Source organism: Pseudooceanicola sp. LIPI14-2-Ac024 (assembly GCF_042188925.1).
Lineage (GTDB): Bacteria > Pseudomonadota > Alphaproteobacteria > Rhodobacterales > Rhodobacteraceae > Pseudooceanicola.
On the sequence record NZ_CP170102.1, the window covers coordinates 2914833 to 2941057 of the forward strand.

A 26225-nucleotide genomic window follows, 5' to 3' on the forward strand; every position below is an offset into this window, starting at 1 on the left:
TTCGGGTGCGTATAGGTTAGGAATCAATCAGTGGTTGTTTTTTGTGCGGCTTCCGAGGAGGCCGCACAATTCGGCGGCCAACATCTATGGGGCGCCCTGAAACGAACCCCGAAATCCTGTATTGACCTATTGGTCAATGGACGTAGCGTCATGTTTTATGGTTAATTGACCTCGGTACCGACCATAAGCCGGTATGTCGCAATCAAGATATGCATAGATCCCCATCGGCCGGTCCTTGCGCCAAGGACCGGCCCATTCGCGTGGGCTCAGTCGAAGAGGCCTGCATGCGCGTCGCGCAGCGCCTTCTTCTGGACCTTACCCATCGTGTTGCGCGGCAAGTCATCCACCACGAAGACCCGCTTGGGCTGCTTGAACTTCGCCAGCCGGTCCGCCAGCGCCGCCTTCACCCGGTCCTCGGTCACACTGGCATCACCGACCACCACGGCCACAACGCCTTCGCCGAAATCGGGATGGGGGACTCCGATCACCGCGCTTTCGACCACGCCGGGCAGGGCGTCGATCTCTTCCTCGACCTCCTTCGGATAGACGTTGAAGCCGCCCGAGATGATCAGGTCCTTTGCCCGGCCGACGATCACGACATAGCCCTCGGGGTCGATCATCCCCAGGTCGCCGGTGATGAACCAGCCGTCCTCGCGCAGCTCCTCGGCGGTCTTCTCGGGCATCTGCCAGTAGCCCTTGAACACGTTGTCGCCGCGCACCTCGATCACCCCGATCTGGCCCTGCTCGACCTCGTTCCCGTCCAGCATCACCCGCAGCTCCACCCCCGGCAGCGGGAAGCCGACCGTGCCGGCCCGTCGCTCGCCCTCGTAGGGGTTCGAGGTGTTCATGTTGGTTTCCGTCATGCCGTAGCGTTCGAGGATCCGGTGGCCGGTCACCCGTTCCCATTCGCGGTGCGTCTCGGCCAGCAGCGGCGCGGAGCCCGAGATGAAGAGCCGCATGTGGGCCGCCGTCTCGGCGGTGAGGCCGGGATGCTTGAGCAGGCGGGTGTAGAAGGTCGGCACGCCCATCATCGCAGTTGCGGAGGGCATGGCGCGGATGATGGCGTCGGGGTCGAACCCGGGCATGAAGTTCACTTCGGCCCCGGCCAGGAGGGCCACGTTGGTCGCCACGAACAGGCCATGAGTGTGAAAAATCGGCAGCGCGTGGATCAGCACGTCGCGTTCCGAGAACCGCCAGTAGTCGCGCAGCATCTCGGAGTTCGACAGCAGGTTGCGGTGGCTCAGCATCGCGCCCTTGGACCGCCCCGTGGTGCCCGAGGTGTAGAGGATCGCCGCCAGGTCGTCGGGCCCGCGATCGACCGGGGTATAGGCCGGACCTTCGGCGACCGCCTGCATCAGCGTGCCGCTGCCATCGGCGGCGAGGTCGAACACCCGTGCCCCGCGCGCGATGGGTTCGATCCCGGCGCGCTTGGCCGGATCGCAGATCACCACGGCAGGTGTCGCATCCCCCAGGAAATAGTCCAGTTCGGCCACCGTGTAGGCGGTGTTGAGCGGCAGGAAGACGCCCCCCGCCAGCACCACGCCAAGGTAGAGCTGCACCGCCTCGAGCGACTTGTCGACCTGCACCGCCACCCGGTCGCCGGGCGCGACGCCGGCGGCCTGCAGGGTGCCCGCGATGGCCTGCGCGCGGTCGAACATCTCTTGCAGCGTCACGTCCGGCTGGCCCTCGCGGCGGGCGAACACCCGGCCAGGCGTCATCGCCGCGTGCCGCGACAGGCGGTGGATCAGATGATTTTCGTCGAACATGGGCTCTCCTCGCGCTTCCGCGACGTTTTTCCGAGGCCGCGGCCGGAAATGCAAGCACGGCCGTGCAATTGACCTTTGCCTGTCACCCGGACAGGGTGCCGCGGCATTTTGCGATCCGGTAGGCCCATGCATCCGCTGCGCGGTATATCCCTGAAACTCGCCGCGGTGATGTGCTTCATCGTGATGATCTCGCTCATCAAGGCGGCCGATGTGCCCGCCGGTCAGGCCGTCTTCTTCCGGTCGTTCTTTGCCATTCCGATCATTTTGGTCTGGCTGGCGATCTGGGGCGACCTGCGCAGCGGGCTCCGAGTGAAATCGGTCACGGCCCATGGCCTGCGCGGCGCGCTTGGCACCATGGCGATGGGGACGAACTTTGCCGCCGTCATGCTGCTGCCGCTGCCCGAGGTGACGGCGCTCGGCTACGCCATGCCGCTGCTGGTCGTCGTCTTTGCCGCGATGTTCCTGAACGAGAAGGTCGGCCTCTACCGCTTCGGCGCGGTCGGCGTCGGCCTTCTGGGGGTGCTGGTGGTGATGGAGCCGAACCTGACCATCGGCACCAACGAGACGGTCGAGACGGCGCAGATGCTGGGCGTGATGCTCTGCCTCTTCGGCGCGACCTGCGGGGCGCTGGCGCAGGTCCACATCCGCAACATGGTGCAGGTCGAACAGACCTCGGCCATCGTGTTCTTCTTTTCGCTGACCGCAACGCTCCTGTCGCTGCTCACCCTGCCCTTTGGCTGGGTCATGCCCGAGGGGATGCAGTGGGTCTACCTGATCTCCTGCGGATTGCTGGGCGGGCTGGGCCAGATCTTCCTGACCTCTTCCTACCGCTTTGCCGACGCGTCGCTGGTGGCGCCGTTCGACTATGCCTCGATGGTCTTCGCGGTGATGTTCGGCTACCTCTGGTTCGACGAGATCCCGACGCTGCAGACCCTGGTGGGGTCGGCCATCGTGATCGCGGCAGGCGTGGCGATCATCCTGCGGGAACGCTACCTCGGCATCCAGCGCGGCAAGGCGCGGCAGGCCAAGAACCCCTACGGCTAGGCGGGCATCGGCGCGCGCGGCGGATGCGCCAGCGCGACCGCGATCTGCACCACCCCGGCGACGAGGCCCAGCGTCACGCCGAACTGCACCGCGTGGGTGTAATTGCCGAAGAGGTCGAAGACGAGCCCGCCGCCAAGTGCACCGAGGAAGCTGCCGATCTGGTGGCAGAAGAAGGTCACGCCCTGCAGCATCGCCTGCCAGCGCAGGCCGAAGCGTTCCACCACCGACCCGGCCACCAGCGGCCCGACACCCAGCCAGAGAAATCCCATCAGCGCGGCGAAGATCACCGTTGTCTCGGGCGTCGGGAACTGCAGGAAGTACCAGGCAATCACGCAGGACCGGGCGATGTAGATCCCGCCGAGCAGCACCTGTTTCGACCACCGCCCCCCGGCCCAGCCGAAGAACAGCGACCCCAGCACGTTCATGCCGCCGATGACGCCAAGCGCGGTGGCCGCCAGCATCGGGTCCGCGCCGCAGAGTTCGAGGTAGGCGGGCAGGTGCGTTGTCAGAAATATCAGCTGCATGCCGCAGACGAAGTAAGCCAGCGACATCACGACAAAGGGCAGGTCACGCCGCGCCATGGTGAGCGCGTCGCCCACCCCCTTGTCGTCGGCACTGTCGGGCAGGGCGGGCGGCGGCGGCAGGCGGTCGACCCGGCCCGCGACCCAGGCGGCAGGCAGGATCGCCAGCGCCATCAGGACGAAGACGCCAAGCGCCCATCTCCAGTCCGCGGACTGCATCACCCACTGGCCGAGCGGCGCCGCGATGAGCGCACCCAGCGATCCGGCCGCGCTGACGATCCCGAGGACGAGCGACCGCACGGCTGCGGGGACCGACCGCGCGGCCACCGACATGGCCAGCGCGGTTGAGGAACAGGCCATCCCGAGGCCGATCAGAAGACCCGCGCCCAAGAGAATGGCGAGGTAGCCCTGCGCCAGCGTCAGCATCAGCAGGCCCGCGACATAGGCGACCCCGCCCACCACCATCAGCGGCCGGTGGCCGAAGCGTGGCGTCAGCCCGCCGATGATCGGCTGGAAGAGACCCCAGGACAGGTTCTGGACAGATATGGCGAGCGTGAACTGCGTGACCGTGACCGCGAGGTCCGTGGTGATCGCGGGCATGAAGAGCCCGAGGCTCTGGCGCAGGCCCATCGTCAGGGACAGCATGACCGAGGCACCGATCAGGATCGGCAGGACGGAACGGATCTCGGGGCGCATCGGCATGGGGGGCTCCGGCAGGGCTCTCTGCCGCAGTCATTGCGCCCTTCGCGACTCGTGGCAACCGCGGACTAGACCGATCGGTCCAATGCGGCCGGATATTTCACGGTCGTGGCGGGTATCGCCTGTCGCTGCGTCACTTATGCGTGAGGCGGGATCAGTCCGGGGCCAGCATGTAGCCCGCGCCGCGCACCGTCTGCAGGTAGCGCGGCTGCTTGGGATCGTCCTCGATCTTGCGGCGCAGGCGGGTGATCTGGACATCGACCGCGCGTTCCTGCGCCTTGCCGCCATCGCGTCCGGACGACCGGCCAAGGTCCTCGACCAGCCGCACCCGCGACAGCGCCTCACCGGGGTGGGAGGCGAAGATGCGCATCAGCTGGCTCTCGGTCGCGGTCAGGCGCACAAGGTCGTTGTCGCGCCACATCTCGCCCTTGTCGATGTCGTAGCGCACGGGGCCGAGGTGCAGAACCTTCGGGATCGCATGGTCGGGCTTGGCCTCGGGCATCCGGCGCAGGATCGCGTTGATCCTGAGCAGCAGCTCCTTCGGTTCGAACGGTTTGGGCAGGTAGTCGTCCGCCCCGGCCTCGAGCCCGTTGATCCGGTCGCGGGTTTCGCCCTTGGCGGTCAGCAGCAGGATCGGGGTCTGCATCCGCTCGCGCAGGGACCGGGTCAGGCTGATCCCGTCCTCGCCCGGCATCATCACGTCGAGCACGATCATGTCGAATTCCAGCCCGCCGAGCAGCCGCCGCGCCTGTTCGGCATCGCGCGCCGAGGTGACGAGAAACCCGTTCCGTTTCAGGAATTTGGCCAGGAGGTCGCGGATCCGTTCATCGTCATCCACGATCATCAGATGCGGATGCGTGTCGGTCATGCGCCCCCGTCGCGGAGCGAACCGTAGGTCGCCCGCATCCGCGGCTCCATCATCGCCTCGAGCACCTGGCGGAAGCCGGCGACGGCCTCGGGCCCGGCGGTGCGATAGGCCGCGCGCATCTGGCGGCGCTGCGCGTCCGAAAGCTGTGCCTCGAGCGTCGCGCCCTTCTCGGTCAGGTAGAGGTGGCGTTCGCGCTTGTCCTGGTGACCAACCCGGCTGTCGACCAGCCCGTCCTCGATCAGCGTGCGCAGCACCCGGTTCAGCGACTGCTTGGTGACGCCGAGGATCTCGAGCAGGCGCTTCACGTTCATGCCGGGCACCCGGGCGATGAAGTGCAGCGCGCGGTGATGCGCGCGGCCGTAGTCGATACCCTCGAGTATGGCGTCCGGCGCCGAGGTGAAGCCGCGGTAGGCGAAGTACATGGCCTCGATCCCCTGCCGGAGCTGTTCGTCCGTCAGGAACAGGAGCGCGTCGCCGCCGCTGACCTCGCTCACACCTATGCCGCGTTTTGTCATGCTCATCCTGCCCCGCACCTTAAGTCAGTGTTGTTGACATTCCAAGAGGCCTTTGTTAGCGAGTCGCATCATTTGCGCAATTTTATGTCCGAACCGGCCATAAGAGACGCAACAAATGAAAACCAGAGACCCTGATGGGTGAACAGAAGGAATAGGCTGATGGAAGGCGCATACGACGATCGCGACGGCAAGATCTGGATGGACGGCAAGCTTGTTGAGTGGCGCGATGCGAACGTACATCTGCTGACCCATGCCCTGCACTATGCCTCGTCGGTGTTCGAGGGCGAGCGCTGCTACAACGGCAAGATCTTCAAGGGCGTCGAGCATTCCGCCCGCCTGAAGAAGTCCGCCGAGTACCTCGATTTCGAGATCCCGTGGACCGTCGAGGAGATCGAGAAGGCCAAGTACGACATGCTCGAGGCGAACGGCTGGACCGACGCCTATGTCCGCGCGGTCGCCTGGCGTGGCGCGGGTGAGGACATGGGCGTCTCGGCCCGCCGCAACCCGGTCCGGCTGGCCATCGCCGGCTGGGAGTGGGGCAACTACTACGGCGACGCCAAGATGAAGGGCGCCAAGCTCGACATCGCCAAGTGGAAGCGCCCCTCGCCCGAGACGATCCCGGTCCATGCCAAGGCGGCCGGTCTCTACATGATCTGCACGATGTCCAAGCACGTGGCCGAGAACAAGGGCTGCTCGGACGCGCTCTTCATGGATTACCGCGGCTACGTGGCCGAGGCGACCGGCGCAAACATCTTCTTCGTCAAGGACGGCGAGGTGCACACGCCCAAGCCCGACTGCTTCCTGAACGGCATCACACGCCAGACCGTGATCGGCATGCTCGAGGACAAGCAGATCAAGGTCCACGAGCGCCACATCGAGCCCGGCGAGATGGAGAGCTTCGAGCAGTGCTGGCTGACCGGCACCGCGGCCGAGGTCACGCCGGTCGGCCAGATCGGCGACTACAACTTCGAGGTCGGCGCGCTGGCGAAGGACATGGTCCAGAGCTACGAGCAACTGGTTCGCGCGTGAGTTCGGGGGGCGAGACCCCCACCCGATCAGGACACGAGAACGGCGCGGGGATCACCCGCGCCGTTGTCTGTTCCGCACGTAGGGTGGGGTTCCACCCCACCCGGCCGGTGGGTCACACCACCTCGGTCGTGACGTCCACGTTGCCACGCACGGCGTTGGAATAGGGGCAGATCGCGTGCCCGGCCTCGGCGATCTTCTCGACCTCACTCTTCTCCAGCCCGGGCATCGACACCTTCAGGTGCACCTTCAGCCCGAACCCGCCGTCCGCGCGCGGACCGATGCCGACCTCGGCCTCGACCTTGGTGTCGGCGGGCACCTTGGCCAGGGACTTGTCCTGCGTGGTCGCGAATTTCATCGCCCCGATGTAGCAGGCCGAATAGCCCGCGGCGAAAAGCTGTTCCGGGTTCGCGCCGTCGCCCTTGCCACCCATTTCCTTCGGCGGATCAAGCTTGATGGTCAGGTCGCGGGCGGGGATGTGGGCAGCGCCGTCGCGGCCGCCTGTGGCAAAGCCCTGCGCGGTGTAGACCGGGGAAATGGACATGGTGCATTCCTTTATATCGATGACGATTATATCGTGTGCGATAAAGGTAGGGCGAGTCGATCCTCGCTGCAAGGTCTTGCGATTAGATCGCGTGCGATTTATTTTCACCGGATGACTGACGCCCCGACCTCCCCCGACGCGCCCGCGACGATCCCCGGCACCGGTGACATGCTGTGCTTTGCACTCTACTCCGCGAACCACGCGATGACCCGGCTCTACCGGCCGCTGCTGCAGCCGCTCGGGCTGACCTATCCCCAGTACCTCGTGCTGGTGGCGCTCTGGTCGCAGGACGAACGCCGCGTCGGCGCCCTGGGGGAAGAGCTGGGCCTGGACACGAACACGCTGACGCCGCTCCTGAAACGGATGGCCGAAGCCGGGTTGATCACCCGCCGCCGCAGCGCCGAGGATGAGCGCGTCGTCACCGTCGCCTTGACTGACAAGGGCCGCGCCCTGCAGGCCGAGGCCGAGAAGATCACCGCCTGCGTGTTCCGGGCCACCGGTCTCTCGGTCGGGGAACTCGCCGACCTCCGGGACCGGATCGGGACGCTTGAACGCAGGATCAGCGACAGCCTGTGACCCGTTGACGGACGCGCCGCGGCGGGGCAGGAGGGGCCATGCTTTCCTATCAGCACGCCTATCACGCCGGGAACCTCGCGGACGTCCATAAGCACGCGCTTCTGGCGCTGGCGCTCGACTACCTCGCGCAGAAGCCCAAGCCGCTGTCCTATATCGAAACGCATTCAGGTCGCGCGCTCTATGACCTGTCCGGCGCCGAGGCGCTCAAGACCGGCGAGGCGGCGCAGGGCATCGCGAAGGTGCGCGGCTGGTTTCCCGACGATCATCCCTATGCCCGGGCGCTGAAGGCGGCGCAGGCGCGGGGCGGGGCCACGGCCTATCCCGGGTCGCCGCTGATCGCCCAGAGCCTCCTGCGCGAAGGCGACAGCATCCACCTGGCGGAACTGCACCCGCAAGAGGCCGAGGCGCTGCGCCACGCGCTGCCCGGCGTCGACGTGCGCAAGGCGGACGGGCCGCAGATGGCCCTGTCGCTCTGCCCGCCCGAGCCGCGGCGTGGCCTGCTGCTGATCGACCCCGCCTACGAGGTCAAGACCGAGTATGCCGCGATGCCGAAGCTGATCGCGCAGCTGCACCGCAAGTGGAACGTGGGCGTCATCATGCTCTGGTACCCGATCCTCGTGAACGGCGCGCAGCGCGACATGGCCCGCGCCCTCGACGCGCTCGACCTCGACGGCGCGATCCGGCACGAGGTCCGGTTCCCGCCCGCGCGCGAGGGTCATGGCATGGTCGGCTCCGGCCTCTACGTCGTGAACCCGCCCTGGGGCTGGGAGGATGCCGCCCACGATCTCTCAACGCGCTTCGCCGCGTTGTAGTCCCGCGAACCACCCCCCGCTTTCCCCTGGTTTCATATCCTCGGGGGTCCGGGGGCAGACAGCCCCCGGGTCTCTCGGTCAGCGCCCCGTCGCAGGAGGGATCGCCACCGCCCTCACCCCGCGCGCTCCAGCGCCTGCGCCCAGGCCACCGCCTCCTCCAGCCGGTCGTCGCCCCAGAAGAGTTCCCCGTCCTCGCAGACGAAGCTCGGCGCGCCAAAGATGCCGCGGTCCCGCGCCTCCTGCGTGCGGGCGGCGTAGCGGGCCGAGATCGCTTCTCCGCCTGCCGCCTGCAGCACCCGGTCGACGCTCTGGCCCGCCGCCGCCAGGGCCCGCGCCAGGTTCGCATCCGTTCCGGCCGCCAGCCCCTCTTCGAACCACGCTCGGTAGGCGGCTGTCACGTAGTCCCCGCACCAGCCCTCTTCGGCGGCGAGCACAGCCACCCGGTTGGCACGGTCGAACTGTTCCAGCGGGTAGGGCGCGGGCAGCCTCGGATGCAGACCGTAGAGCTTTGCCCGTCGCCCGATATCGCGCCACATGTAGGCCGCCTTCACCGGCTTGCCGACGAAGGGCACGTTCTGCATCTCGACCATGATCTCGCGCACGGAAAAGGGGTGCCACGTGAATGACACCCCTTGATCCGCCGCCACCTGCGCCAGCCGTGCGACGCTCAGGTAGCTGTATGTGCTGCCGACCGAGATCCAGAATTCGATCCGTGGCATGTCATCCCCTCTGTCAGCCGGGGGACATCCCCCGCAGCCGCTCGGACCGGCGGCGCAGCAATTCTACCACGGTCAGCAGCAGGATCGAAATCGCCACGAGCATCGTCGCCACGGCGAGGATGGTGGGCGAGATCTGTTCCCGCAGGCCAATGAACATCTGCCACGGCAGCGTCTTCTGCCCGGCCGAGCCGACAAAGAGCACCACGACCACTTCGTCGAAAGAGGTGATGAAGGCAAAGAGCGCGCCCGAGATCACGCCCGGCAGGATCAGCGGCATCTGCACCCGGAAGAAGGTGGTCACGGGGTTCGCCCCCATGTTCGCCGCCGCCCGCGTGAGCGAGCGGTCAAAGCCCACGAGCGTCGCGGTCACGGTGATGATGACGAAGGGAATGCCAAGCGCCGCGTGCGCGAGGACCACGCCGATGTAGGTCCCCTGCAGCCCGACGCGGGAGTAGAAGAAGTACATCCCCGCCGCCGAGATAATCAGCGGCACGATCATCGGCGAGATCAGGATCGCCATGATCGTGCGCCGGAACGGCACATGCTCGGACGCCAGCCCGATTGCCGCGAGCGTCCCGAGGCTCACCGCCAGGAAGGTTGCCATCGGCGCGATCTTGAGCGAGTTCCACATCGCCTGCTGCCAGTCGGACGTGTTGAAGAAGTCGTCGTAGTGCTTGAGCGAATAGCCCTCGGGATCGAGGCTGAGCATCGCCGGGGTGAAGGTGAAGAAGTCCTCGGCGTTGAAGCTGAGCGGGATGATCACGAGGATCGGCGCGATCAGGAAGAAGAAGACCAGACCGCAGATCACCCGGAAGGTGTAGTACCAGATCGTCTGGCCGGTGCTGGCATAGGTCGGAAGTGCCATGATCGTTACCCCAGCTTCACGTTGTCGATGCCCACGATCCGGTCATAGGCCCAGTAGAGGATGAGAACCGCGGCCAGCAGGATCGTCCCGAGCGCGGCCGCGAGGCCCCAGTTCAGCGACGAGCTGATGTGGTACGCGATCCGGTTCGAGATGAACGTGCCGGTGGTCCCGCCGACGATTTCCGGTGTGATGTAGTAGCCGATGGCCAGGATGAAGACGAGGATCGAGCCCGCGCCGATGCCCGGCACCGACTGCGGGAAGTAGACCCGCCAGAAGGCCGTCCAGTCGGTTGCGCCCAGCGACTTGGCCGCCCGCATGTAGGTCGGCGGGATCGTCGCCATGACCGAGAACAGCGGCAGGATCATGAACGGCAGCAGGATGTGCGTCATCGCGACGATCGTGCCGAACTGGTTGTTGATCATGATCAGCCGGCTTGAATCGTCGACGAGCCCGATCCAGACCAGCACGTCGTTGATCACCCCCTGTTGTTGCAGCATCACCTTCCACGCCGAGGTCCGCACCAGCAGCGAGGTCCAGAACGGCAGCAGCACCAGGATCATCAGAAGGTTGGCGGTGCGCATCGGCAGGTTGGCCAGCAGCCAGGCCACCGGGTAGCCCAGCAGGATGCAGGAGATGGTGATCGTCATCGACATGAAGATCGTCCGCTTGAACAGGATCCAGTAGATCTGTTCGTTCGCGGGCCGCTGTTCGATCCCGTCCGGGGTCAGCTGCATGTCGGCGGCGTTCAGGAAGTAGCCGGGCGTGTAGCGGGGGGAATAGGTCTGGATCGTTGCCCAGACCTCGGGGTTGCCCCAGTCCTTGTCGCTGTCGAGGAAGTTCTCCTTCATCGACGCCGTCTCGAACCCCGGCACGGCGGCAGCGGCCTCGGCGATCAGCTCGGCCTCGGGTCCGGCATAGTCGAAACCGTTGCGGGCGAGGTCCCAGTAGAGCGCGGTGTAGAGCAGCGACCAGGGGTCTTCCTCGACCGGGTTGTCGTTGTCTTCGGTCTGCAGGAACTCGGCGAACTCTGCATAGACCTCGGCCGTGGTGGGAAGCGCGGTCGCGGCGGCGTCGCGCGGCACGAAGTCCGGGCCGGGCTTGTCGGCGCCCTCGGCCTCGGCCACCCAGTCGGCATCGCCGAAGATGCGGGCCCAGACCATCGGGTCTTCCCAGGCCTCGTTCAGGGCGACGAACTGGTCCTGGTAGAGCTCTCCGAAATCGTCGACGTCCCGCCCGGTGCGACGGAAGAGCGACGAGATGCCGGTCATCTCATAGTTCAGGCGCGTGCCGAGGCGGGTGTGCGCCTTGCGCTCGGCGGCGACGAACATGTCGACGTAGAGCGCGCGGTAGGTGCCTTCGCTGGGTAGCTCGTCGGTGTCGGGATCCCAGTCGACCAGCACCGTCACGGTCCGCGGCAGCGTGTCGCCGACGATGTCGTTCTCGACCGACCGGAACAGCATGTCCGCGATCGGCGCGATGAAGGTCACGAGGATAAAGATCAGCAGCGGCGAGATCAGCAGCAGCGCCCGCATCTTCTGCCGCCGCAGCGCGCGGCGGAGGCTTTTCTTGAGCGGCGTGCCGTCGGCGGCCAGCATCGGGCCGGACTGGTCGGGGCTCGTGGTGCTGTCGGTCATGTCAGGCGCCCTCCACGACGATGATGGTGCTGGTGGCGGACCGGCGGCGGATCGCGGCGACCTCCTGGTAATCGGGGTCGTGATAGGCGTTCAACGCGGCCTGGTAGTCCGGGAATTCGATGACGACGTGACGCTGTTCGGCCTTGCCCTCTGGGGTTTCCGACTGTCCGCCGCGGACGATGAAGGTCCCGCCCAGCCTCGAGAGGATCGGGGTGTCGAGGCGGATGTACTCGGCGTAATCCTCCGGGTCGTTCACCGTGATGTGGCCGATGATGTAGCCCTTGGGCATGGCATGTCCCTGTCGTTGTGCGTGGCGGCTTTGCCGTCCTTGGTGCCGGCGGGCCGGTCTGGCCGCCCCGCCGGTCGATCATGTGGCACGGGCCGCATGGCCCTTGCGCCGTTCCTTACTGGGCGAGCCAGGCCTGGAACTTCGCGTCGATGTCGTCGCGGTAGTCGGCCCAGAACTCGTAATTGTAGAGGAAGGTGTTTTCAGCGTTTGCCGGGTCGGTCGGCATGTGCTGCTTCATGTCCTCGGGCACCTTCGGCGCCGAGGAGGCGCGTGCCGGGCCGTAGGAGATGTACTTGGCCTGATCGGCCAGACGCTGGGTGTCGGTGGCGAACTTCACGAAGTCCATCACGCGTGCCAGGCGGTCTTCGGGCAGACCCTCGGGGATGATCCAGCCGTCAAGGTCGAAGACCTGTGCGTCCCACATCATCGCGACCGGCTGGTTCTGTTCCTCGATGACCGAGAACAGGCGGCCGTTGTAGGTCGAGCCCATGAAGATCTCGCCGTCCGCCAGCAGCTGCGGGGTGTCCGCGCCGGCCGACCACCAGATCACGTCGTCCTTGATGGTGTCGAGCTTGGCGAGCGCCTGTTCCTGGCCCTCTTCGGTGGCCAGCACGTCATAGACGTCTTCCTTTGCGACGCCGTCGCAGAGCAGGGCCCATTCCATGTTGTTGATCGGCCGCTTCTCGAGCGCGCGCTTGCCCGGATAGGTTTCAAGGTCGAAGACGTCGCAGATTTCCGACGGCGCATCGGCACCTTCGGGCACCATGTCGGTGCGGTAGCCGAACGTGGTCGAATAGACGATCTGCGGGATGTAGCAGTCGCTCACCAGCATCTCGCCGAAGTCGTCCTCGGCGGACGAACCGTCGTCGCCCTCGGCCAGGACCTCGTTGAAGTCGATCTCCATGGCGAGGCCTTCGTCGCAGAGGCGGATCGCATCAGCGGCCACCACGTCCACCAGGTCCCAGGTGATGTTTCCGGCTTCGTTCATCGCGCGAAGTTTGGCGACGGCTTCGGCCGAGCTTTCATCCCAGGTCACGGTCACGTCCGAGTGATCTGCGAGGTAGGGCTCGACATAGGCCTTCTGCTGGCTGTTCTGGTACGCCCCGCCCCAGGACACGAGCGTCATTGCGTTCGCCATGTCCTGTGCGCCGGCAGCACCGCCCGCGGCGATGAGCGCCGCTGACAGAAGAGCTGTAGTCTGTTTCATTGTGGTCTCCCTAGTGTTGGGGCGGGGATTGGTCCCCGCCCTTCGGCCAGGCGGTCAGGCGGGCCTTACTGGGCCAGCCAAGCCTGGAATTTCGCGTCGATGTCGTCGCGGTAGTCGGCCCAGAACTCGTACTGGGTCACGAAGACGTTCTGGGCGTTGTTCGGGTCGGTCGGCATGTGCGGTGCCATGTCGATGCCGAGGTCGGCGTGCTGTCCGACCAGCGGTGCCGAAGAGGCGCGCGCCGGGCCGTAGCTGATCCACTTGGCCTGGTCGGCAAGCCGCTGGCTGTCGGTGGCGAACTTGAGGAAGTCCATCACCCGGGCCAGGCGTGCGTCATCCAGACCTTCGGGGACGATCCACCCGTCGAAGTCTAGCATCTCGGCATCCCAGAGCATCCCGATCGGCTGGTTCTGTTCGGCGATGGCCGAGAACAGGCGGCCATTGTAGGTGGAGCCCATGACGACCTCGCCATCGGCCAGCAGCTGCGGCGTGTCGGCGCCGGCGGTCCACCAGATCACCTCGTCCTTGATGGTGCCGAGCTTGGCGAGCGCGCGTTCCTGGCCTTCTTCGGTGGCCAGCACGTCATAGATTTCCTCTTTCGGCACGCCGTCGCAGAGCAGTGCCCATTCGACGTTCGCCAGCGGGCGCTTGTTCAGCGACCGCTTGCCCGGATAGGTCTCGAGGTCGAAGATCGCGCAGATGTCCGAGGGCGGGGTGTCGCCGACCATGTCCGTGCGGTAGCCGACGGTGGTCGAGAACACGATCTGCGGGATGAAACAGTCGGACACGAGCGAGTCGCCGAAATCCTCGGTCGGCGAGGACCCGTCGTCGCCGGCAGCCAGTTCGGCGTCGAAGTCGATCTCCTTCGCCAGCCCCTCGTCGCAGAGGCGGATGGCGTCGGCGGCTTCAACGTCCACGAGGTCCCAGGTGATGTTCTTGGCCTCGTTCATCGCCCGGAGCTTTGCCACGGCTTCGGCCGAGCTTTCGTCCCAGACGACCGTCACCTCGGGATGCATGGCGAGGTAAGGTTCCACATATGCCTTCAGCTGGGACTTCTGGTAGGCGCCACCCCAGCTCACGAGAGTCATCTCGTTGGCCATCTCCTGCGCGGATCCTGCCACGCCGCTTGCGGCGAAGGCGACGGACGCCAGGAGAACTGCAGACGGTTTCATCCTATGGATTTCCTTTCGCTATCCAGCCCGTTTTTCGGGTTGCTTGGCCGCGCGTCACGGGCGGGACGACCTCGGCTTCGTGGTCTCACGCCGGCCGATCGCCGGCGCGATCGTTTGGACCCGTCAGGCGTCGAGCGCGTGGCAGTCGGACGGCAGCCAGCCGATCTCGAGCTGCTGGCCACGCTGGAGGCGCACCTGGTCCGGGGCATTCCGGGTCTTGATGACGAAATCGTCCTTGCCGGCGACCCGCAGGCGGGTGCGGAAGATGTCGCCCATGTAGATGAACTCGAGCACCTCGGCCTTCAGCGTGTGCACGCCCTCGGCCATCCGGTCCTTGTTGTACTCCACCCGTTCGGGCCGGATCGACACGCGGGTCTTGTCGCCGACCTTGCCGACGTTCACGGCCTTGGCGTCGATGATCTCGCCGTCCTGAAGTTTCACCTTGCAGAACTCGCCGTTGATTTCGGTCACGGTGCCTTCGAAGGTGTTGTTCTCGCCGATGAACTGCGCGACGAAGCTGTTCTGCGGGCTCTCGTAGAGCTGGTCCGGCGGCGCCAGCTGCTGGATCCGCCCGTCGTCGAACACCGCGACGCGGTCCGACATGGTCAGCGCCTCGGTCTGGTCGTGGGTCACGTAGACGGTCGTGATCCCGAGGTTGTGGGCCAGGCTGGTGATCTCGAACTGCATGTGCTCGCGCAGCTGCTTGTCGAGCGCGCCGAGCGGTTCGTCCATCAGCACCAACTCGGGCTCGAACACCAGCGCGCGGGCCAGCGCGATCCGCTGCTGCTGACCGCCCGAAAGCTGCGCCGGGCGTCGGCCGCCGAAATCGCCCATCTGCACCATGTCGAGCGCGCGCTTCACCTTCTGCTCGCGCTCGGACTTGCCGATCTTGCGCACCTCGAGCGGAAAGCTCAGGTTCTCGGCCACCGTCATGTGTGGGAAGAGCGCGTAGTTCTGGAACACCATGCCGATGCCGCGCTTGTGCGGCGGGATGTTGTTGATCGGCTTGCCGTCCAGCAGGATTTCCCCGTGGGTGGCGGTCTCGAACCCCGCGAGCATCATCAGGCAGGTCGTCTTGCCGGACCCCGACGGCCCCAGCATGGTCAGGAACTCGCCCTTGGGCATCGAGAGGTTGAGGTCTTTCACGACGAGGGTCTCGCCGTCATAGCTTTTCTGAACGCGTTCGAATGCGACGAAAGCGTCGCTTGAATCTGTATCAGCCAAAAGTGGCTCCCCGTTGTCCGTTCGCGGATTTTTTCCGCTTTAATTTCCCGACACTAAAGCGGCTTGACCCTCAGGTTTCAACCGGTTCGCGTCGCATTGCCCCCCGAAACCGACCCGGCCGCACTTAGTTTCACCCACAGATAGCGTGATTTTGCGGGCCGTCCCGGGATTCTGGCGCTGCCGCAACGGAAACCCCCGCGGCGGCAGCGAATCGTGCGGTGCGTGCCGGATCTCAGCCCAGCACGGCGGCGACGGCCTTTGCCGTCTTGCCGGCGATTTCGTCCGCCTCGGCCTCGGTCAGGCAGAAGGGCGGCGCAAAGCCCAGGATATCGCCCTGCGGCATCGCCCGGCCGATCACCCCCTGCTTGAGCAGTTCGGCCGCGACCCTTGCGCCGACCGTCTGCGCCGGGTCGAAAAAGGTGCCCTTCTGCGGGTCCTGCATGAATTCGACCGCCGCGATCATGCCCTCGCCGCGCACCTCGCCGACCATTGGGTGGCTGCCGACCGCGTCGCGCAGCGCCGCGTTCAGGTAGGCGCCGGTGCGCCCCGCCGCCTCGACCAGCTTCAGCTCGTCGATCAGCCGCAGGTTCGCGACCCCGGCCGCCGCGCCGATGGGATGGGCGGAATAGGTCCAGCCATGCCCGATCGGCCCGTTCTCGTCGGTGCCCCGTTCTAGCACCCGCCACATCTTCTCGCCCACGATCGACCCCGAAAGCGGTGCATAGGCGCTGGTCAGCCCCTTGGCGATGGTGATCAGATCGGGCCGGATGCCGTAATGGTCCGACCCGAACATCGACCCCAGCCGCCCGAAGCCGGTCACCACCTCGTCGGCGATCAGCAGGATGTCATGCCGGTCGAGCACCGCCTGGATTGCGGGCCAGTAACCCTCGGGCGGTGGAACGATCCCGCCGGTCCCCATCAGCGGCTCGCCGATGAAGGCGGCGATGGTGTCGGCCCCCTCGCGGTCGATCAGCGCCTCGAGTTCGGCCACGCAATGCGCGGTGAACGCCGCCTCGCTCATCCCTCGATCCGGGCGGCGCAGGTAATAGGGCGCCTCGGTGTGCAGGACCGGGTTCATCGGCAGGTCGAACTTGTTGTGGAAGGTCGCGAGCCCGGTCAGCGACCCGGTCATCAGCCCCGACCCGTGATACCCCCGCCAGCGCGAGATGATCTTTTTCTTCTCCGGCCGGCCGAGGATGTTGTTGTAGTACCAGACCAGCTTGACGTTGGTCTCGTTCGCGTCCGATCCGCCCAGACCGAAGTAGACCTTGCTCATCCCCTCGGGCGCGCGGTCCAGCACCATCCTGGCCAGCGTGATCGACGCCTCGGTCCCGTGCCCGACATAGGCGTGGTAATAGGCCAGCTCCTTCGCCTGCTCGGCAATCGCCTCGGCGATCTCGGGCCGGCCGTAGCCCACGTTCACGCAGTAAAGCCCGGCAAAGGCGTCGAGCAGTTCGGTCCCGTCCCGGTCGGTGATGTGGCAGCCCTTCGCGGTGCGGATCACGCGCTGCGGCGCCTCGCCCCGCGCGAATTGCCCGAGATGCGTCGAGGGATGAAGAAACTCTCCCGGTCCCACTGCTCAAGCTGGTCGTTCCTCAACATTCCGTCTTCCTTTCGTCTTCGGACCGCGCCGCGATCCGCCGTCTCTCACTCACGGGCCGGCACGCGGCCCCCTCTTCATCTTGCAAGGTAAACTCCCGCCGGAGGCTCCCTCGCCCGCCACGCGCGCAGGAGCCTGACACGGGGCGCCTCACGCCCAGTCCCGGCAGAGGTACTTGACCTCGGTGAACGCCTCCATGCCGAGCCTTGCGCCCTCGCGCCCCAGCCCCGACTGCTTGAACCCGCCGAAGGGGATCGGCGCCCCGGTGACCTTGGTGCGGTTCACGGCGACCATGCCGAACTCCAGCGCCCGGCTGACCCGGTAGATCCGCCGCGGGTCCATCGCGTGAAGGTAGGCGACAAGCCCGTACTCGGTGTCGTTGGCCCGCGCGATGACCTCCTCCTCGGTGTCGAAGGGCAGGATCGCGGCGACAGGCCCGAATGTCTCCTCGCGCAGGATCAGCGAGTCGTCGGGCACGTCGGCCAGGACCGTGGGCTGCCAGAAAAGCGGCCCCAGCTCATGCGCCCCACCGCCGCAGAGCACCCTTGCCCCCTTGGCCACGGCGTCCTCGACATGGGCGCGCTGCTTGGCCACCGCCGCGTCATTCATCAGGGGGCCGATGTCGGGGTCATCCATGCCGATGCCCACGGTCAGCCGCCCCGTCGCCTCGGCAAAACGGGCGCAGAACTCGGTGTAGACCGACCGCTCCACGTAGATCCGGTTCGCGCCCAGGCAGTCCTGCCCGGAGGTCGCCCATTTCGCCTTCATCGTCTCGGCGACGGCATTGTCCATCTCGGCATCGGCAAAGACGATCACCGGCGCATGTCCGCCCAGTTCCATCACCAGTGTCTTCACCGTCCCGGCGCACTGGCGATAGAGCAGGCGGCCGACCTCGGTCGAGCCGGTGAAGGACAGGACCCGCACCCGCGGATCCTCGGCCCAGGGCTCAACCACCTCGGCCGGCTGGCCGGTCACCACGTTGAAGACGCCCGCCGGGATGCCGGCGCGTTCGGCTAGTTCCGCCAGCGCCAGGGCCGAGAACGGCGTTTCCTTGGACGGGTGGCACACCACGGTGCAGCCCGCCGCCAGCGCCGCGCCGGCCTTGCGGGTCAGCATCGCGGCGGGGAAGTTCCAGGGCGTGATCAGCGCGGCAACGCCCACGGGTTCGCGCCAGAGCTCGACCTCGGCATCCGGCAGGTGGCTGGTCACACCCTCGATGTTCGGGCGCTTGGCCTCCTCGGCGTAGTACTCGACGAAGTCGGCGGCATAGTCGATCTCGCCCCGTGCCTCGGAGAGCGGCTTGCCCTGTTCCAGCACCATGATCCGGGCCAGGTCCTCGCGCGCCTCCTGCATCAGCCGGAACCAGCGGCGCAGCAGGGCGGACCTTTCCTGCGGCAGCAGCCGCGACCACGGCCCGAACGCCGCCTGCGCCGCATCCACCGCGGCCCGGCTGTCGGCCGCGGTCAATTCGGCCACGTCGCCCAGCCAGGCGCCGTCGGCCGGGTTGGTGACCGAGAAGGTCGCGCTGTCGGCCGCGCCGGTCCACTTCCCGCCGACATAGGCAAAGGAGCGGACGAGCCGCGGGTCGGCGACCTCGGCCAAGGGGGATTTCGGCAGGGCGTGATGCAGGGACATCGGGGATCCTCCGGCGCGGTGTTTCCCCGGAGTGATCGCATTTTCGTGTCAGAGAAGGTGCCTGATCTTGTCGCGCGGGGCAGAGGATTCCTCTCCGCACCCCCGCGGCTGGCAGTCAATCCTTCTGCGGCAGCCCGAGCGCCTCGAACGGCAGCGGCGCGGGGCCCTTCACCGGTTTCGTCACGATGTAGGTGTAATACCGCGCCAGCCCGATCTCGGTGGCGAGCATCCGGTCGATCAGCCGCTGGTAGGCGTCGATGTCGGGGGTGACGACCTGCAGCAGGTAGTCAAACCCGCCGCCGAGCGCCCAGCAGGCGGTCACCTCGGGGATGTCCTGGACCGCCGCCTCGAAGGTGCGGAACACCCCGGTCGTGTGGTTCGCCAGCTCGGCCGCGACAAAGACCACGACATGCGGTGCCAGCATCTTGAGCGCGATGCGCGCGCCGTAGCCCTCGATGACGCCCGCGTCCTCGAGCCGCTTTAGCCGTTCCCAGCACGGGGTGGGCGACAGGTTGATGCGTTCGGCCAGCTGGGTCTTGGTGATGCGCCCCTCGCGCTCCAGCACGCGCAGGATCTCGAGGTCGCGGGCGTCGAGGCGCAGGCCGGTCATGTCCCGATCAGCGTGCCGATGTCGCCCCCCGACAGCAACGTGGCGACGTGAGAGGCGATGGCGGTGTCCTGTGCGCCGGTGCCGGTCAGGTCGCAGATGGTCACCTCGTCATCCGAGCTGCGCCCGGGCACCGCGCCGGTCACGACCTCGCCCAATTCGGGCAACAGGCCGGTCATCAACCCGCGCGCCCGCGCCGCCGCCAGTTCGCCCGCCACCTCGCACTGGGCGACGCGGTCGGCGACGTAGAGGTCGGCGGCGGCAAGCGCGTCTGCCGCGACCTCGTTCTTGCCGGGCTGGTCGGACCCCATGGCGGTGATGTGCAGGCCCGGGTGCAGCATCCCCGCGGTGATCAGCGGATCGCGCGCCGGGGTGGTGGTGACAACCAACTGGCTGTGAGCAACGGCCTCGTCCACGGTTTCGACCACCTCGGCCTCGATCCCCAGTATCTTGCGCAGCTCCGCCGCGCAGTCCCCGGCCTTGACGAGGTCGCGGCCCCAGACCAGCACCCGGCCGAAGGGCCGTTCCAGATGCGCCGCCGCGATCTGGAGCCGTGCCTGCACCCCGGTGCCCAGGACCGCCGCGGTTTCGACCTGCGACGGGGCAAGGTGCCGCGCCGCGACGGCACCCGCGGCCGCGGTGCGGATGTCGGTGAGATAGCCGTTGTCGAGGAACAGGGCCTCGACCAGCCCGGTCTTGGCCGAGAACAGGATCATCAGCCCGTTCAGCGATGGAAGCCCCAGCTTGGGATTGTCGAAGAACCCCGGGCTGACCTTGATCGCGAAACCGTCGAAGCCGGGCAGGTAGGCCGTCTTGACGTCGACCTCGCCATGGACCTCTTCCAGCGCCATCGACAGGACCGGCGGCATCACCACCCCCGGCCCCGACAGCGCGGCAAAGGCCCGTTCGATCACGTCAACCAGCCCGGCGTCGAGCGCGATCACGCGACGCAGCTCGGCCTCGGTCACCACGCGGATATCATGCGCCATGGGGCACCCCCTTCACGGTCAGGTCGCCAAGCTGCACGTCCTGCCCGGCAATGATCCGGGCGTACTGTCCCATGTCCACATTGCGACCCGTCAAAATCGTCGCGACCGGACCCGTGCAGCGCAGCTTTCCCGACATCAACGCCGCAAGTCCGACAACGGATCCACCCTCGGTCACCAGACGGTCGGTAAAGAACAGCTCCTGCATGGCACAGTAGATCTCGGACTCGGTTACCAGCAGCGTGTCGTCGAGCAGGTCGCGGCACATGGCAAAGCTGATCCGGTTCGCCATCCCGATCCCGCCTCCAAGGCTGTCGGCAAGGCTCGGCACCTCTTCGACGGCAACCGGGTGGCCGGCCCTCAGGCTGTCGTACATCGCGGCACCGCGGTCCATGCTGATGCCGATCACCTTGACCGAGGGCTTGGCCTGCTTGGCCGCAAAGGCCACGCCGGCCGCCAAACCGCCCCCCGACAGGGGCACCAGGATCGTCTCTAACTCGGGCATCTGTACCATGATCTCGGCCCCGATGGTGGCCTGACCGGCAATCACCAGAGGATGGTCGAAAGGCGGGATCTCTTCCAGTCCGGCGTCGCGCACCAGCCGGTCGACCTCGGCCTGGGCGTCGTCCTGGCTGCGCCCGACGATCCGCACCTCTGCGCCGAGCGCGCGGATGCCGTCGACCTTGGCCTGCGGCACCAGCTCGGACATGCAGATCACCGCCCGCTTGCCTGCCGCCCGCGCCGCCCAGGCGACACCGCGGCCATGGTTGCCGGTGGAACAGCAGGTGACGGTGTCGGCCCGCGCCTGCGCCACCGCATTCAGCGCGCCACGCAGCTTGAAGGCGCCGATCGGCTGGCAGATCTCGAGCTTGAGCCAGAGCTCCGACCCGGCATAGAGCGACGGCACCAGCGGCGTTGCATCCGCCCGGCCCCGCAGCACCCGCGCCGCCGCCTCGACATCCGAAAGTTCGAGCATTCCCGCCCTCATTGCCCAACAGTTGTGCACAACAACGCCGCCGTCACGGTCTCGTCAACCTAGAAGCAGGCGGGAAGACTTGTATTTCCTGAAAACGACCTGCGCAGTTCGTTTCTGGAGCGGCGAGGTTGTGCACAACCTGCCAAGGGGGAGAGACCGAAGGCCCACAGTCAGACCGGGGACAGCACCATGATCCAGAAATCGATTCCCTTTTCGGAAGCCGAGTACCAGCGCCGCCTGCACAAGACCCGCACGGCGATGGAGGCGGCGGGGATCGAAGTGCTCTGTGTCTCGGACCCGTCCAACATGGCCTGGCTGACCGGCTATGACGGGTGGAGCTTCTACGTCCACCAAGGCGTCGTCGTCTTCCTCGACCGGGACCCTTGGTGGTGGGGACGGATGCAGGACCGCAACGGCGCCCTGCGCACCGTTTGGATGGAAGACAGCCGCATCCACGGCTATGTCGACAACTTCGTCCAGTCCACCGAACGCCACCCGATGCAGGACCTTGCCGCGAACCTGGCCGCCATGGGGGTCGCCACGTCGCATATCGGCGTGGAGATGGAGAATTACTACTACTCCGCCAAGGCCCACGCGGTGCTGACCCACGAGATGCCCGATGCCACCTTTCACGACGCAACTGCCCTGGTGAACTGGTGCCGGACGGTGAAATCGGGCGAGGAACTGGCCTTCATGCGCAAGGCCGCGCGGATCTCGGAAAAGATCGTCGACGGGCTGCTGGAACGGGTCGAACCGGGCATCCCCAAGAACCTGATCGTGGCCGAGATTTACCGCGACGCCATCACCGGCACCGACGAGGGTTGGGGCGACTACGCCGCGATCCCGCCGCTGCTGCCCTCGGGGTCCGACGCCGCCGCGCCGCACCTGACCTGGAACGGAGAGCCCTTCAAGACGGGCGAGGCGACGTTCTTCGAGATCTCGGGCTGCTACCGCCGCTACCATGCGCCGTTCTGCCGGACGCTGTTCCTGGGCGAACCCTCGGACATCCTCAAGGCCGCCGAGGCCGCGCTGGTCGAGGGGCTCGAGGCCGGGATCGACGCCGCCCGCGCCGGCAACCGCGCCTGCGACGTGGCGAACGCGCTGGCCGCGCCGCTGGAGCGCGCCAACATCACCCGGGGCGAGCGCTGCGGCTATCCCATCGGCCTCAGCTATCCGCCGGACTGGGGCGAACGCACCATCTCGTTCCGGGCCGAGGACGAGACCGTGCTGGAACCAGGCATGACCTTCCACTTCATGCCCGGCCTCTGGATGGCGGACTGGGGTCTCGAGATCACGGAATCGATCCTGATCAAGGACGAAGGGCCGGCAGAATGCCTCTGCGACCGGCCGCGCAAGATGTTCGTGAAGCCATGAGCTATCTCGACTCCACGCGCGACCTGCTCGGCACCCTGGTGTCGCATCCCACGGTGTCGTCTGACGGCAACCTCGACCTGATGGCGGTGATGGCCGAGCGGCTGGAACATGCCGGCGCGCGGGTCGAGGTGCTGCACGACGCCACCGGACAGAAGGCGAACCTCTTTGCCACCATCGGCCCCGAGGCGCCGGGGGGCATCATGCTCTCGGGCCATTCCGACGTGGTGCCGGTGACCGACCAGCCGTGGAGCGCCGATCCCTTCGCCATGTGGGAGGACGACGGCCGCCTCTACGGCCGCGGCACCTGCGACATGAAGGGTTTCATCGCCGCCTGCATCGCCATGGCGCCGACCTTTGCCGCGCGCCAGTTGACCCGGCCCGTGCATTTCGCCTTCACCCATGACGAGGAAATCGGCTGCCTCGGCGCGCAGGGCCTCGCCCGCATCCTGCGCGAACGCGAGGCGCGGCCGGACCTCGCCATCGTGGGGGAACCGACCCTGATGCGGATCATCGAGGGGCACAAGGGCTGTTGCGAATACAAGGTCACCTTCACCGGGCAGGAGGGGCACGGCTCGCGGCCAGACCTTGGCGTCAACGCCTCGGAATACGCCGCCCGCTACGTGACCCGCCTGCTGGAACTGCGCGAGGCGCTGAAGCACCGCGCGCCGCCCGGATCCCGGTTCGAACCGCCCTGGACCACGATCAACCTCGGCCGGCTGTCGGGCGGCCACGCGCCGAACGTGATCCCCGGCCATGCCGAGGTCGAATGGGAAATGCGACCCGTGCAGCAGGCCGACGCCGATTTCGTCAACCGCGTCATCAGAGCCTATTCCGAGGATATCTTGCTGCCCGAGATGCGGCGCACCTGCCCCGAGGCGATGATCGCGACCGAGATTCTGGGCGAGGTCGCCGGGCTGGAGCCGATGGAGCAGAACGCGGCGCTGCAACTGGTGTCGGAGCTGACCGGCGCGAACGGTGCCGACCTGGTCGCCTTCGGGACCGAGGCGGGCCTGTTCCAGGAGATCGGCATGGATGTCGTGGTCTGCGGTCCCGGCTCGATCGAGCAGGCGCACAAGCCGGACGAATACATCGAGATGACGCAGCTGTCGGCCTGCCTCGATATGCTGCACGGGCTGGCCGACCGGATCACCGCGCATGGGTGAAGAGGCGCGCGACCGGCTCGACCGGCTGCACCGGGAAATGCGGATGCGGATCTGCCTGCTCGACTGGGCGCCGGGCACGCGGCTGTCCGAAGGCGACATCGCCGCCGAGTACGGCGTGTCGCGCACGCCGATCCGCCGCGTTCTGGCGCGGTTGGAGGACGAGGGGCTGGTGTTGTCGCAGCACGGCGTCGGCACGCTGGTCACCGACCCCGATGCCGAGGAATTGGCGCAGACCTATGCCCTGCGGATGGAGCTGGCGGAATTGGTGGGGCGTCTGGCCCCGGTGGTCCCGTCCGCGGCAAAACTAGCCAAGTTAGAGACGTTTCTGGATCGCGCGCGGGCCCTGGCCGCCGCCCCCGACCCGCGCGATTTCGCCCGGCTCAACATGGATTTCTTCGGGTTCGGCCTCTCGCTGACCGGCAACGCGGTGCTGCGCGAGGTGTCGGAACGGCTCTACTACCGGACGGCCCGCGTCTGGCTGCGCCAGATCGCCGGGCTCGACCTGGCCGAGGAATGCGCGATCTTCCTCACCGAGCTGCAGGACACACGGCGCGCGCTGGCCCTCGGCGACTGCGCCGCCGCCGCCCTCATCCGCCGCGCCCATATCTCGATGTCGGTGCACCGCTTGATGGCGGCCTGAAGGCGCAGGGCAGGCGCGCTGCAGCCGCTACACCCGCCCGATCGCCAGCAGAATCGCCTCGGCGAACACCCCCGCCAGCACCGGCAGCGCCGCGCAGCTGACCAGCCGCAGCCCGACGAACCGCCAACCCATGATCGGCGCCTCGTAGGCCAGCATCCGGTGCAGCGCAAAGACCGACCATCCGGCGATCAGGGCGACCATCTGGGGCAGGCCCGCCCCGCTTTGCAGGAACACGATGGCAATGGGGAACGAGGTCATCGGCCCGCCCGGCAGCAGCCCGCCCACGAGCGAGGCGAGGATGATCCCCATCAGCCCCGACGCCGGTCCGATCACGTGGCTCAGCGCCTCGACCGGGACCAGCTGGACCAGGAAGCTTGCCGTCAGCAGGGCAAAGGGCAGGCGCAGCATCAGGGTCCGCGCGGTGCCGAAGGCATCGGCCCCCGCCCCGCTGAGCCCCGCGCCGCCGTGCCGGCGATAGACTAGAACGCCCAGGACCAGGACGATCGCCCAGATGAAGATCAGCGCGGCCATCATTCGGCAGGGCCTTCCAGCCGGAAGGCCCGCACACGCGAGACGTAGCGTGCGATCAGCCCGCCGAGGATCGGGAGCGGCAGGCAGGCGAGGTAGCGGATCACGGTGAAATCGACCCCAAGCAAGGGCAATTCCCACACGATCAGCCGGTTGAAGCCGAGCAGGGACCAGGCCGCGATGAAGGCGATCAGTGCCCCGGCATCCGCCCCGGCGATCCAGAGCGCGTAGACCATCGGGAAAGAGGTGAAGGGGCCGCCCGGCGTCAGCACGCCCGCCAGCGTCGCGATGGCGAGGCCTTTGATGCCCGAGCCGCCGCCCAGCATCTCGGCCACCTTCTCGCGGCTGACGAGGCGGGTCGCCAGGCCGCCGATCAGCAGGCCCGCGATCAGCTGCGGCAGGATGCTCAGGAGCAGCCATCCGGCCTCGGCCACCGATGTGCCGACCGAGGCGGCGCCGAATTTCACGTAGCAGAGCGTCCCCGTCACCAGCGCGAGGGTGACAAAGACGATGTCGGTTTTCTCAAGCTTCATGCGGTGGGGATCCTGCGAGGGGTGGGGCCGCCGCAGGGTGAATCACTCCGTGGGGGAATTCAATGACAGAGTCATCTATCCCGTGTCGCGCTCCGTCTGCGCCGGACCGCCGCCAGCATCACCCCCGCGCCGATCATGAGCGGCAGGCTCGCGGGCAGAGGTATCACGCCATCTGTGGGCACCGGGTTGATCGCGTACTTGGTGCCGTCGTCGATATTGTTGAAGAACTCGTCGATGGCCAGGTAGTCGCCCGGCACCGGATCGTAGGGGTTGGGATAGAGCTCGAGTGCGCAGAGCCCGACACCGCAGACCCCGGCGACCGCGACCGAGTTGGTGAAGGCCGGAAAGCCCGTGTAGTTCACGAAATCGCCGCCCAGGGGATCGTATTCGAAGGCCGCGCCGGACACCTGCGTGTCAAAGGTGACGGCGCCGATGGTGGCGACGAAGTTGCTGACGACGCCGCCCATCGGGTCGGCCTCGAACGTGCCGGTGTAGCTGCCGCTGCCGAGCAGGCTGAAGTCGATCTCGAACGTCGCGGAGGTGGCGGGAGAGGCAAGGCACCCCAGCAGGACAAGGGCCGGGACGCGGAGAGAGGGGATAAGCATTTGTCGAACCTGTGTGATGTCTGAAATGACATCACTCTATCACAGGTTGCACATGCCGCGCAGCGGCGCGCGCGCGGATCGGCGGGATCCGGCGGGT

At 66.9% G+C, this 26225-nt stretch carries 25 protein-coding genes and 2 pseudogenes; 7 read left to right on the forward strand and 20 right to left on the reverse strand.

Annotated elements, in window-relative coordinates:
- Positions 1 to 266: 266 nt before the first annotated feature.
- A complete protein-coding gene (locus ACE2AC_RS14310) occupies positions 267 to 1766 on the reverse strand; it encodes a malonyl-CoA synthase (protein WP_375688108.1) in 1500 nt (499 codons plus the stop codon).
- Positions 1767 to 1892: 126 nt separating this feature from the next.
- Between ACE2AC_RS14310 and ACE2AC_RS14315 the strand changes: the two genes are divergently transcribed.
- Positions 1893 to 2810, forward strand: a complete 918-nt coding sequence (locus tag ACE2AC_RS14315) for a DMT family transporter (protein WP_375688109.1) — start codon at positions 1893 to 1895, stop codon at positions 2808 to 2810.
- On the opposite strand, the gene ACE2AC_RS14320 is transcribed toward ACE2AC_RS14315, so the two are convergent.
- The 3 genes from ACE2AC_RS14320 to ACE2AC_RS14330 form a co-directional block, all read right to left on the reverse strand.
- Positions 2807 to 4033: an MFS transporter gene (locus ACE2AC_RS14320; protein ID WP_375688110.1), complete on the reverse strand. Its 1227-nt coding sequence runs from the start codon at positions 4031 to 4033 to the stop codon at positions 2807 to 2809. The two genes, ACE2AC_RS14315 and ACE2AC_RS14320, sit on opposite strands and share 4 nt — an antisense overlap.
- Positions 4034 to 4184: 151 nt before the next feature.
- Positions 4185 to 4898 (reverse strand): response regulator, encoded by a 714-nt coding sequence (locus ACE2AC_RS14325; protein WP_375688111.1) that lies wholly within the window; start codon positions 4896 to 4898, stop codon positions 4185 to 4187.
- Positions 4895 to 5419, reverse strand: a complete 525-nt coding sequence (locus ACE2AC_RS14330) for a MarR family winged helix-turn-helix transcriptional regulator (protein WP_375688112.1) — start codon at positions 5417 to 5419, stop codon at positions 4895 to 4897. The genes ACE2AC_RS14325 and ACE2AC_RS14330 overlap by 4 nt, the downstream gene beginning before the upstream one ends.
- 153 nt (positions 5420 to 5572) lie before the next feature.
- On the opposite strand from ACE2AC_RS14330, the gene ACE2AC_RS14335 reads away from it, so the two are divergent.
- Positions 5573 to 6442: a branched-chain amino acid aminotransferase gene (locus ACE2AC_RS14335; protein ID WP_375688113.1), complete on the forward strand. Its 870-nt coding sequence runs from the start codon at positions 5573 to 5575 to the stop codon at positions 6440 to 6442.
- 112 nt (positions 6443 to 6554) lie between these two features.
- On the opposite strand, the gene ACE2AC_RS14340 is transcribed toward ACE2AC_RS14335, so the two are convergent.
- The gene (locus ACE2AC_RS14340; protein WP_375688114.1) at positions 6555 to 6983 is read right to left on the reverse strand and encodes an organic hydroperoxide resistance protein; all 429 of its coding nucleotides are present in this window, start codon (positions 6981 to 6983) and stop codon (positions 6555 to 6557) included.
- 111 nt (positions 6984 to 7094) lie between these two features.
- On the opposite strand from ACE2AC_RS14340, the gene ACE2AC_RS14345 reads away from it, so the two are divergent.
- Both ACE2AC_RS14345 and rlmJ read left to right on the forward strand, forming a co-directional pair.
- Positions 7095 to 7559 (forward strand): MarR family winged helix-turn-helix transcriptional regulator, encoded by a 465-nt coding sequence (locus ACE2AC_RS14345; protein ID WP_375688115.1) that lies wholly within the window; start codon positions 7095 to 7097, stop codon positions 7557 to 7559.
- 38 nt (positions 7560 to 7597) lie between these two features.
- On the forward strand, positions 7598 to 8371 hold the full coding sequence (gene rlmJ / locus ACE2AC_RS14350; RefSeq protein WP_375688116.1) for a 23S rRNA (adenine(2030)-N(6))-methyltransferase RlmJ: 774 nt from the start codon (positions 7598 to 7600) through the stop codon (positions 8369 to 8371).
- Positions 8372 to 8484: 113 nt separating this feature from the next.
- Here the strand turns inward: rlmJ and ACE2AC_RS14355 are convergent, their stop codons facing one another.
- The 12 genes and pseudogenes from ACE2AC_RS14355 to eutB form a co-directional block, all read right to left on the reverse strand.
- Entirely contained in the window at positions 8485 to 9090 is a 606-nt protein-coding gene (locus ACE2AC_RS14355; protein WP_375688117.1) for a 2-hydroxychromene-2-carboxylate isomerase, read from the reverse strand.
- Positions 9091 to 9103: 13 nt separating this feature from the next.
- Positions 9104 to 9928: pseudogene (locus ACE2AC_RS14360) on the reverse strand (ABC transporter permease); the annotation flags it as partial.
- 32 nt (positions 9929 to 9960) lie between these two features.
- On the reverse strand, positions 9961 to 11589 hold the full coding sequence (locus ACE2AC_RS14365; protein WP_375688118.1) for an ABC transporter permease: 1629 nt from the start codon (positions 11587 to 11589) through the stop codon (positions 9961 to 9963).
- Position 11590: 1 nt separating this feature from the next.
- Positions 11591 to 11878 (reverse strand): DUF1330 domain-containing protein, encoded by a 288-nt coding sequence (locus ACE2AC_RS14370; protein WP_375688119.1) that lies wholly within the window; start codon positions 11876 to 11878, stop codon positions 11591 to 11593.
- A gap of 115 nt (positions 11879 to 11993) precedes the next feature.
- Positions 11994 to 13085 carry an extracellular solute-binding protein gene (locus ACE2AC_RS14375; protein WP_375688120.1) on the reverse strand — a complete coding sequence of 364 codons (1092 nt, stop codon included), beginning with the start codon at positions 13083 to 13085 and terminating at the stop codon, positions 11994 to 11996.
- Positions 13086 to 13150: 65 nt separating this feature from the next.
- Positions 13151 to 14257 carry an extracellular solute-binding protein gene (locus ACE2AC_RS14380; protein ID WP_375688121.1) on the reverse strand — a complete coding sequence of 369 codons (1107 nt, stop codon included), beginning with the start codon at positions 14255 to 14257 and terminating at the stop codon, positions 13151 to 13153.
- A gap of 123 nt (positions 14258 to 14380) precedes the next feature.
- Positions 14381 to 15481 carry an ABC transporter ATP-binding protein gene (locus ACE2AC_RS14385; RefSeq protein WP_375688122.1) on the reverse strand — a complete coding sequence of 367 codons (1101 nt, stop codon included), beginning with the start codon at positions 15479 to 15481 and terminating at the stop codon, positions 14381 to 14383.
- Positions 15482 to 15713: 232 nt separating this feature from the next.
- Positions 15714 to 17083, reverse strand: a pseudogene (locus ACE2AC_RS14390) (aspartate aminotransferase family protein).
- A gap of 148 nt (positions 17084 to 17231) precedes the next feature.
- Positions 17232 to 18716: an NAD-dependent succinate-semialdehyde dehydrogenase gene (locus ACE2AC_RS14395; protein WP_375688123.1), complete on the reverse strand. Its 1485-nt coding sequence runs from the start codon at positions 18714 to 18716 to the stop codon at positions 17232 to 17234.
- Between the two features lie 115 nt (positions 18717 to 18831).
- On the reverse strand, positions 18832 to 19317 hold the full coding sequence (locus tag ACE2AC_RS14400) for an Lrp/AsnC family transcriptional regulator (protein WP_375692115.1): 486 nt from the start codon (positions 19315 to 19317) through the stop codon (positions 18832 to 18834).
- Between the two features lie 5 nt (positions 19318 to 19322).
- Positions 19323 to 20312, reverse strand: a complete 990-nt coding sequence (locus ACE2AC_RS14405) for a cyclodeaminase (protein ID WP_375688124.1) — start codon at positions 20310 to 20312, stop codon at positions 19323 to 19325.
- Complete coding sequence (gene eutB / locus ACE2AC_RS14410; protein ID WP_375688125.1) at positions 20302 to 21285, reverse strand: hydroxyectoine utilization dehydratase EutB; 984 nt, start codon at positions 21283 to 21285, stop codon at positions 20302 to 20304. The genes ACE2AC_RS14405 and eutB overlap by 11 nt, the downstream gene beginning before the upstream one ends.
- A gap of 189 nt (positions 21286 to 21474) precedes the next feature.
- On the opposite strand from eutB, the gene ACE2AC_RS14415 reads away from it, so the two are divergent.
- From ACE2AC_RS14415 to ACE2AC_RS14425, 3 genes are read left to right on the forward strand one after another with little or no spacing between them, the layout of a single operon-like run.
- On the forward strand, positions 21475 to 22659 hold the full coding sequence (locus tag ACE2AC_RS14415) for a M24 family metallopeptidase (protein ID WP_375688126.1): 1185 nt from the start codon (positions 21475 to 21477) through the stop codon (positions 22657 to 22659).
- The gene (gene argE, locus ACE2AC_RS14420; RefSeq protein WP_375688128.1) at positions 22656 to 23822 is read left to right on the forward strand and encodes an acetylornithine deacetylase; all 1167 of its coding nucleotides are present in this window, start codon (positions 22656 to 22658) and stop codon (positions 23820 to 23822) included. Before ACE2AC_RS14415 ends, argE begins: the two co-directional genes overlap by 4 nt.
- Positions 23815 to 24462, forward strand: coding sequence for a GntR family transcriptional regulator (locus tag ACE2AC_RS14425; protein WP_375688129.1), 648 nt, complete (start codon positions 23815 to 23817; stop codon positions 24460 to 24462). Before argE ends, ACE2AC_RS14425 begins: the two co-directional genes overlap by 8 nt.
- A 27-nt stretch (positions 24463 to 24489) precedes the next feature.
- Here ACE2AC_RS14425 and ACE2AC_RS14430 read toward each other — a convergent pair whose 3' ends face one another.
- The 3 genes from ACE2AC_RS14430 to ACE2AC_RS14440 form a co-directional block, all read right to left on the reverse strand.
- Positions 24490 to 24993: a hypothetical protein gene (locus tag ACE2AC_RS14430; protein ID WP_375688130.1), complete on the reverse strand. Its 504-nt coding sequence runs from the start codon at positions 24991 to 24993 to the stop codon at positions 24490 to 24492.
- Positions 24993 to 25523 carry a permease gene (locus ACE2AC_RS14435; RefSeq protein WP_375688131.1) on the reverse strand — a complete coding sequence of 177 codons (531 nt, stop codon included), beginning with the start codon at positions 25521 to 25523 and terminating at the stop codon, positions 24993 to 24995. Before ACE2AC_RS14435 ends, ACE2AC_RS14430 begins: the two co-directional genes overlap by 1 nt.
- A gap of 71 nt (positions 25524 to 25594) precedes the next feature.
- The gene (locus ACE2AC_RS14440) at positions 25595 to 26128 is read right to left on the reverse strand and encodes a hypothetical protein (protein WP_375688132.1); all 534 of its coding nucleotides are present in this window, start codon (positions 26126 to 26128) and stop codon (positions 25595 to 25597) included.
- Positions 26129 to 26225: the final 97 nt, after the last annotated feature.